Source organism: Halomonas sp. BC2 (assembly GCF_002078115.1).
In the GTDB taxonomy this organism is placed as follows: Bacteria; Pseudomonadota; Gammaproteobacteria; order Pseudomonadales; family Halomonadaceae; genus Vreelandella; species Vreelandella stevensii.
In genome coordinates this window covers 14,393-21,788 of record NZ_LFGT01000018.1, presented here as the reverse complement: position 1 = coordinate 21,788, position 7,396 = coordinate 14,393, and the positions used below count along the sequence as shown (strand labels likewise).

The window sequence follows — 7,396 nt, the reverse complement described above, 5'->3', positions numbered from 1 at the left end:
TTTGAATCTAGCGCGGTAAATATAGCCTGTCAACCAAGAGGCGCTGCACGCCTCGCGCTATCCTTCCCCGGCCTGGAAGGCCGAGGTTTGACGCGCAATTTGATCAACCGCATGCGTGAAACCCTGGCGGACACTATCAGCGATATCCATCACGGCGCGGACCAGGTCAATAACGGCGTCGAGCAGATCGTGGGGGTCAACGAAGAGCTCTCGACGCGCACCGAAGAGCAGGCTTCCTCGCTGGCGGAAACGGCCTCCAGCATGGAGCAGCTGACCGCCACGGTAAAACAGAACGCTGAGCATGCCGACCATGCCCGCAACCTGGCCTCGCGAACCGCTGAGAGCGCTCAACGCGGTAGTGACGCCATGTCGTCCGTCATCGACACCATGGCCACCATCAATGAAAGCGCCACTCGCATGAGCAGCATCGTCGAGACGATCAATGCGATTGCCTTCCAGACCAATATCCTGGCGCTGAATGCCTCCGTGGAAGCCGCCCGCGCCGGGGAACAGGGTCGCGGTTTTGCCGTGGTGGCCAATGAGGTACGCCAACTGGCCAGCCGCTCCGCTTCTGCCGCTCAGGAGATCAAGGGGCTGATCGAGAATGCCGATGCCCAGGTGGTGGAAGGCAGCCGCCGAGTGCGGAGTACCGGCGAAGTGATCAATGGCATGGTGGGCGATATTCAGCAGCTCAGCACGCTGGTTCAGGAGATCTCTGCGGCCACCATCGAACAGAGCAGCGGCATCGAGCAGGTCAACCAGGCCGTGACACAGATGGATCAAATGACCCAGCAAAATGCCGGACTGGTGCAGCAGAGCAACCACGCTACCCAGCAATTGGCGCATTTGAGCACCCAGCTGCGTCAGATGGTCAGCAACTTCAAGCTCAACGCGTCACGGCATCAAGCCCAGGCGTTGTCACTGGCGCCTTCCAGCACACAGGCGCACAGCGACGATTTCTAGGCGTCAAACGTAGGCCGTCATGGCCTACACATCCCCCTGGTTATCCAGCGCGACCGCTTCGTGCATGCGGGTCAGCAGGTCAGGTACAGCGGCCTGCACCCGGTTCCAGCTGGGAATGAACGGGCGCTCACGCGGGTTGTCGAGAAACAGGTTGCCAGCTTCCAGCAGGTTGCTGGCAAACAGCTCTACTGCCTGCTCTTCGCAGTGACGGTCGAGGCTCAAACCGTTCATGGTAGCGTCGTGGTCGTAGGCCTCGATCAAGTCCAGCGCCAGCCGATAATAGGTTGCCTTCAGTGTACGGAAATCCTCGCTGCTGAAGCTCACCCCGTGGGTCGCCAGCTTGCGATAAAGGGCCTTGGCAATATCCAGGCTCATGCGGTTCAAGCCACCGCTGGCATCCTCTTCGCTCACTGGCTGGTGTTTGTGGTCATAGGCATCGGCAATATCGACCTGGCACAGCTGGCGATGCGAGTAGTTGCGCTGTAGCTCCGAGAGCACGCCAATTTCCAGCCCCCAATCGGCAGGAATGCGAATGCCCTCCAGCACATCGCTGCGCATGGCAAACTCCCCCGACAGCGGGTAGCGGAAACTGTCCAGGTAATCCAGATACGGTAGCGGACCGCACACGGTCTTCAGCGCTCGCAGCAGCGGCGTTACCATCAAGCGAGACACCCGGCCATTCAGCTTGCCTTCGGCGATGCGCGGGTAGTACCCCTTGCAGAAGCTGTAGTTGAAGCGTGGGTGCGCCACCGGGTACATCAAGCGCGCCAGCAGGCTACGGTCATAGGTAAGAATGTCGCAGTCGTGCAGCCCAACCACGGTCGAGCGCCCGGAGGCCAGCACATAGCCCGCGCAATACCACACGTTGCGCCCCTTGCCGGGCTCCAACGCCCCCAGCCCGTGGTGTTCTAGCTCGGCATCCAGCTCACGCAGCCGGGGTCCATCGTTCCATAGAATGCGGGTGTGCTGCGGCAAGCGTGAGAAAAACTCGCGGGCATAAAGAAATTGTTCGCGATCGGCCCGGTCCAGTCCAATCACGATTTCGTTGAGATACGGCACTTTGGCCAGCTCGTCCACAATGGCCGAGAGTGCAGGCCCTTCCAGCTCGGAAAACAGCGACGGTAGAATCAGCCCCATGGGGCGGCGCTTGGCAAATTGGCACAGCTCCCGCTCGAGCTCTTCCACGGGGCGACGGGTCAGGTTATGAAAATCGGTGATGACGCCATTCTGATGAAAATCACTCATGGGCACTTCCTCGTTGGGTTAAGCCGTGGCCGCTTGCTGGTGGGATTCCGCCGCTAATCGGCGGTCGTCTCGCCCCCACCAGTGAGCCACCCCCTCGGCCCATCCGGCTGGCCCGGTTGCCTGGGTGCGATACAACGCCCGGTTGTGCGGTGCCACTATCAGGTCATGGCAGCCCTTGATCACCACGGCCTGGTCCACGGCTTCCAGCATGGAAACGTCGTTGGGGCCATCGCCGAGCCCCAACGCCAGCGGCTGGCGCCCGCGCAGCGCCGCAAAGCGCTGGATCAACCAGGTCACCGCACTCCCCTTGCCTGATGCCTGCGCCATGACGTGCCAAAAACGCCCGCCCTGGGTCATGGTCAAACCATCGCCCTCCAGCGCCTCGCGCAGGGTCTCCAGGGCACGCTCGTCGTCTTCCCAGATCAGCGGCTCGCTGCCCTCACGCCGTTTGGCCGCCTTGGCCCGAGGCTCGTCCAGGCCGGTTCTGGCGATGACTTCCGCCACCTCCATCTCTCCCATGGGCGTAAACCGCAGGTTGAGGCGCTGCTTCCAGATGGCCAACCGCGCACGGATAAAGCGGATATCAACCCCCGTGTGCTTGATGACCACGCCGTCTGGCCCACTACCCGGCCGATCAAGGCTGGCATGGCACCAGCCTGGCGGCAGGCCAATCACGGCACCGTTTTCGGCAATGAAGGGCGTCGCCGTCAGCCCCAGGGCTTCACGCAGTGGCAGTAGTTCTGCCCGGGTTTTGCTGGTCACGGGAATCACCGGGACACCCAGCTGCTTGAGACGAGCAAGCCAGGGAGCGGCAGGCGAAAAGTCATAGCTATGGTGGTCCAGCAAGGAACCGTCGAGATCCGTGACCACCAAACGCGGCTGTAACGCGGGATCAAGTAGTTCAGGACTCGTGAACTCGGTCATGGCAGCACCTTCTGCAAACTGAAATCAGGTCACCCAAAAGCCCAACGTAGCCATCTTTTGAGATCAATACCCAAGGTAGACAATCACCAAAGCAGAATGCATGCCAGGATGCTTTAATTAAATAAAATCAAAAGATTAAAACACGATCGAAGCGATGCCAGAGGAAGCACCAAAATAGGGCAACCCATAATGCACCAAAACAGAGCATGAAAAAGAGGTACAGAAGACGGAGAAATAGCGCGGGATTGTTGTACAAGATTTATCTAATTAAAACACCGAGCATAAAAAAGCAAAAAATTTGCACAAACCCTTGGCAAACATTCCAGAATAGCTATACTCGAATTGTACCCACTGACTGTCTCGTACCCCCCCCCCTCACCTGATGTCAGTGGGCTGCAGTGAGCCAAGCCCTTTGATGCCCGCCACCCCCCTGGCGGGCTTTTTTTGTTCAGCAAAAGCAAAGCAGTCCCAAGCCAGCCTGTGGGAAGCCCATTCATTGGCTTATAGCCAGAGCAGTCACCCAAGCCATCCTGTGGGAGGCCAATTTCATTGGGCGACTGCCTGGGCAGGCACCTGTGCTTGAATCATCGCGAGCTAAAGCTCCCTCCCACAAAAAGCTCCCACTAACAGCAGGGCTTCTTGAACAGTGGGAGGCCCATTCATTGGCTTATAGCCAGAGCAGCCACCCAGGCTATCCTGTGGGAGGCCAATTTATTGGGCGACTGCTTGAGTAGCCACCCATATCAAGCTGAGTACAGGAATCATCGCGGGCTGAAGCCTCCTCCTACAACAGTGAGCCGCCCCAAGCCAGTGTGTGAGTACCTACTCCACGTGAATCACTACTTCGACACGGCGATTGCGGGCGCGCCCTTCGGCGCTGCTGTTATCCTCCAGCGGGCGGGTATCGGCAAACCCGACGGCGCGCAGCCGCTCAGGCTCGACCCCAGCGGCCTCTAGTGCTTCAACGATGGCAATGGCCCGTGCGCTGGAGAGCGCCCAGTTGGACGAGAACTCAGGGGTATTGATCGGTTGACTGTCCGAGTGCCCTTCGACCCATACTTCGCCGTCATAGCGCTGGATGGTTTCCAGCAGGCTGCCTACCAGCGATGTGCCGCCTTCCGACAACCCCGCCGCGGCAGAGGGAAACAGCAGCTGATCCTGCACCCGCAGACTGATGCCTTCCGCTACCCTGGAGACCTCGACGCCTTCCAGGTTCGGCAAATAAAGCGATGTTTCGACACGTTCGGGCAGCTGCTCATCCAGCGCCAAAGCGCTGCTAATGGCCTCATCGTCGATCTGTTGCACGTTGACAGGCGGCCGGTCGGTCAGCAGTACCATGTAACTGGCCAACGGCTGGCCCAGGCGCTGCGTCTCATCGACGAGCAGCGGCGTAGGCAAGGCGGGCAAGTAGCGCTCCAGCAGCGGCGCGACGGGCGATGTGTCGCTTTCGGCGGGTGCCAATGCCAGCAAGGGTGGCGCCCCCATAGGCTCGGGAACGCGCATGATCGGAGCAGGTAATCCTGCGACCCCCAGAGCCGCACTGATGGCCATCGGGCTAAGCGTGCCGGGCTCATTCAGGTAAGCGATGTTGCGCTTTTGGCGTCGCTCATCCAACAATGCGGGCAGCGGCACTTCAAGAGCAGGCACACTGCTTTCGCTGACGTCGGTGTCATCTGCTTCAGGGCTCCAACTGGTGCCGGTCACCCCGGCCGCCGCAATGATGATCACGAACAGCGCCACCAGCAGCGTCATGATGTCGATATAACTAATCATCCAGCCATTATTGCTATCGTCTTCCGGGTATGATGACAACAACGAATCGTGACGGGGGCCGCTACGGTGGTCCTCAAGCATGGGGGTTACTCATTCAAGTTTTAAACCTCGTGGCCGATCTACTATGAGCATGGCAAACTAGTCTATCAAAAAGCCCTGTCAAAAAGCCGTTTACTAGCGATAAGGAACTACCCGGTGCGCATTCGTCCTTTGCTGTCTTTCACTCGCCGCTATCTTGCCCCACTCGGGCTTGGCGCGGTTAGCTTGATGCTAAGCGGCTGTTTTTACGCCAACACATCCCAGGCGCCGATTGCCACCACCTACCCTTACAGTGAGCAGCAGCGCATGCAGGCTGCACATCACTGGAACGTACTGGCCCATCACGAAGCCAACCACATTTTGCAGCGTGAACGCGTACGGTTTCGCGACTTGTACATTACACCCGCCGATGATCAAAGCTTGCATGGCTACAGCGGCGGCGAATTTGGCAGAGGTTTTCGTACCCTGCTAACCAGCGAACTCGTCACGCGTGGGGCATCGGTCATGACCGAACCCACCGCCGACACGGCGGAGGTACACGTGGGTGTTGAGATCGTCACTCACCGTGACCGAGGCTTCATTCGCCCCCCTGTCGGTGCCTTTACCGCCCTCACGGCGGGTATTGCCGTTGCCACTATCCCCTATAACCAGTGGAGCGAACCCGCTCTGGGACTCATTCCCGGCGGCATCCTGGCCGACATCACCAGCGGCAGCTGGACTCATACCGGCAATGAAGAAGTCATCATTACCACCCAAATCGTCGATGGCGAGCGCATTTTATACTCCTCCTCCAACATCTATTACATTAATGCCGGTGATCGGCGCCAATATGCACCCCATAGAGTGCCACAGGCCCCCACAACGCCGGTCATTTCCATCACCGACACCTGGTAAACTTATGCTGTTGACACTTATGACGGTGCTATCTGCTTCTTATCGACGCTCGATTCACATGGCTGCTGCGAGCCTTGCGCTGTTGGTGCTGGCCGGCTGCGCCTCCCTGGGCAATAACAACCAGCAGGAAGCGCCCAAACCGGACCTTTCCGAGCTTGCCCATCAAGCTGCTCAGCAAATGATGGCAAGCAACCCCGACCTTACACGCTATAGCCCCATGATTGCCGCGACTTTTGTCAGCATCGACAACTTGAGCCAGTCTTCCACGTTTGGGCGTATCAGTTCCGAAATCATGGCGTCTGCGTTAGCCCAGCAAGGCATGCAGGTGCGGGAAGTCAAGATGCGCGATAGCATGTTCATCGAAGAGAACGTGGGGGAATTGATTCTCTCCAGACAAGTGCAGCGCCTGAGCGCTCAGCACAATGCTCGCTCCATTCTCATGGGAACCTATGCTCAGGGTCAGGACTCCTTGTATGTGAGCGCACGGGTAGTGCGTGCGGGTGATGCCATGGTGCTGGGCAGTGCAGACTTCCGTCTCCCCCTCGATAACAACATCCGCAGCCTGCTGGAAGGCCAGGGCGGCTGGTGATGATCGGGTAAACGTCCCCGCAACATTCAATATTGTCGAAAAGCCTGAGGAGCTTACTCCCCAGGCTTTTCATTGAAATGAGCAAAGAGAGCCGATGCCGTCTCAACCGAAACCTCGCAAGCCGCATATCGTGGCGACCAGCAGAGTCATCAAGCTAGCGGCCAACATCACCAAGCTGTTGAGCTATGGCTTTCATGCCCTGTTCCCCAAAAAACGCTTTACGCTACCGGAACAAGCGGCCCCCTGGCTGAAGCCCAAAGAGCCAACGCCCATCCCCAGGATCATCTGGCAAACCAACTTCACCAATAAGGTCACGCTCCCTGTTTACTTGAACTACCTGTTCAATCGCTTGATGGCCCCGCGCTTCGAATATCGGTTCATGATTACCGAGGCCAGAAAAGCGTTCATTGCCGCTCACTACTCTCCAGAGATCAATCAGCAATATGACCGCCTACAAATCGGTGCCGCCCAGGCCGATTTCTGGAGGCTGCTGGTGCTCTACCAACACGGTGGCGTATATCTGGATATCGATGCCCACGCGATCTGGCCCTTGGCCAACACGTTAGGCAAGCATGAGGAGCTGTATATCACCACCCGCCGTGGTGAGCTCAGCAACTATTTCATTGCCAGCCGCCCCGGCAATCCGAACCTGTTGAAGCTGATCGAACGAGTGCAGCACAACATTCAGGACAGCTCCCTGACCAACGTCTTCGAGCTGACCGGGCCGGGGGTGTTCATCGAACTACTCGATCAACAGGCCGTGCCCACTGTCTCCTATCGGCATGCCTGTAACCAGGGCAGCTTCACCAACGAGCATTTTCAGTATATCGACAAAACAGCGGGAAAATGGACCAAGGAGCAGCGCACCGTCAGCGTCGTGAGACCAGAGCCTGCACGTGATGCTCAGGACCGCTCTGCCGATTGACCTGGGAAACGCGACCTACCAAAAAAAACGCTAGCCCGAGGCTA

Annotated in this window: 6 protein-coding genes and 1 pseudogene; 4 read left to right on the top strand and 3 right to left on the bottom strand. The window is 58.4% G+C overall.

Features of this window, described 5'->3' with window-relative positions; all coding sequences use genetic code 11:
• Positions 1-102: 102 nt before the first annotated feature.
• Positions 103-963: pseudogene (locus B7L71_RS11915) on the top strand (methyl-accepting chemotaxis protein); the annotation flags it as partial.
• Positions 964-987: 24 nt separating this feature from the next.
• On the opposite strand, the gene B7L71_RS11910 reads toward B7L71_RS11915, so the two are convergent.
• The 3 genes from B7L71_RS11910 to B7L71_RS11900 all read right to left on the bottom strand — a co-directional run bounded on the left by B7L71_RS11910 (position 988) and on the right by B7L71_RS11900 (position 4,986).
• Positions 988-2,208, bottom strand: a complete 1,221-nt coding sequence (locus tag B7L71_RS11910) for a glycosyl transferase (RefSeq protein WP_081138180.1) — start codon at positions 2,206-2,208, stop codon at positions 988-990.
• Positions 2,209-2,226: 18 nt separating this feature from the next.
• On the bottom strand, positions 2,227-3,132 hold the full coding sequence (locus B7L71_RS11905) for an HAD-IIB family hydrolase (RefSeq protein WP_081138178.1): 906 nt from the start codon (positions 3,130-3,132) through the stop codon (positions 2,227-2,229).
• An 822-nt stretch (positions 3,133-3,954) separates the two neighbouring features.
• Positions 3,955-4,986, bottom strand: coding sequence for an OmpA family protein (locus B7L71_RS11900; protein WP_081138176.1), 1,032 nt, complete (start codon positions 4,984-4,986; stop codon positions 3,955-3,957).
• A gap of 114 nt (positions 4,987-5,100) precedes the next feature.
• Between B7L71_RS11900 and B7L71_RS11895 the strand changes: the two genes are divergently transcribed.
• The 3 genes from B7L71_RS11895 (at position 5,101) to B7L71_RS11885 (ending at position 7,352) form a co-directional block, all read left to right on the top strand.
• The gene (locus B7L71_RS11895) at positions 5,101-5,838 is read left to right on the top strand and encodes a hypothetical protein (protein ID WP_249273249.1); all 738 of its coding nucleotides are present in this window, start codon (positions 5,101-5,103) and stop codon (positions 5,836-5,838) included.
• Positions 5,839-5,842: 4 nt separating this feature from the next.
• Positions 5,843-6,427, top strand: a complete 585-nt coding sequence (locus tag B7L71_RS11890; RefSeq protein ID WP_162129515.1) for a FlgO family outer membrane protein — start codon at positions 5,843-5,845, stop codon at positions 6,425-6,427.
• A gap of 94 nt (positions 6,428-6,521) precedes the next feature.
• The gene (locus B7L71_RS11885) at positions 6,522-7,352 is read left to right on the top strand and encodes a glycosyltransferase family 32 protein (protein WP_081138174.1); all 831 of its coding nucleotides are present in this window, start codon (positions 6,522-6,524) and stop codon (positions 7,350-7,352) included.
• Positions 7,353-7,396: the final 44 nt, after the last annotated feature.

Coding starts and splice junctions, on each gene's coding strand:
- B7L71_RS11885 (WP_081138174.1), top strand. CDS start 6,522: ATGCCGTCTCAACCGAAACCTCGCAAGCCGCATATCGTGGCGACCAGC.
- B7L71_RS11900 (WP_081138176.1), bottom strand. CDS start 4,986: ATGCTTGAGGACCACCGTAGCGGCCCCCGTCACGATTCGTTGTTGTCA.
- B7L71_RS11890 (WP_162129515.1), top strand. CDS start 5,843: ATGCTGTTGACACTTATGACGGTGCTATCTGCTTCTTATCGACGCTCG.
- B7L71_RS11905 (WP_081138178.1), bottom strand. CDS start 3,132: ATGACCGAGTTCACGAGTCCTGAACTACTTGATCCCGCGTTACAGCCG.
- B7L71_RS11910 (WP_081138180.1), bottom strand. CDS start 2,208: ATGAGTGATTTTCATCAGAATGGCGTCATCACCGATTTTCATAACCTG.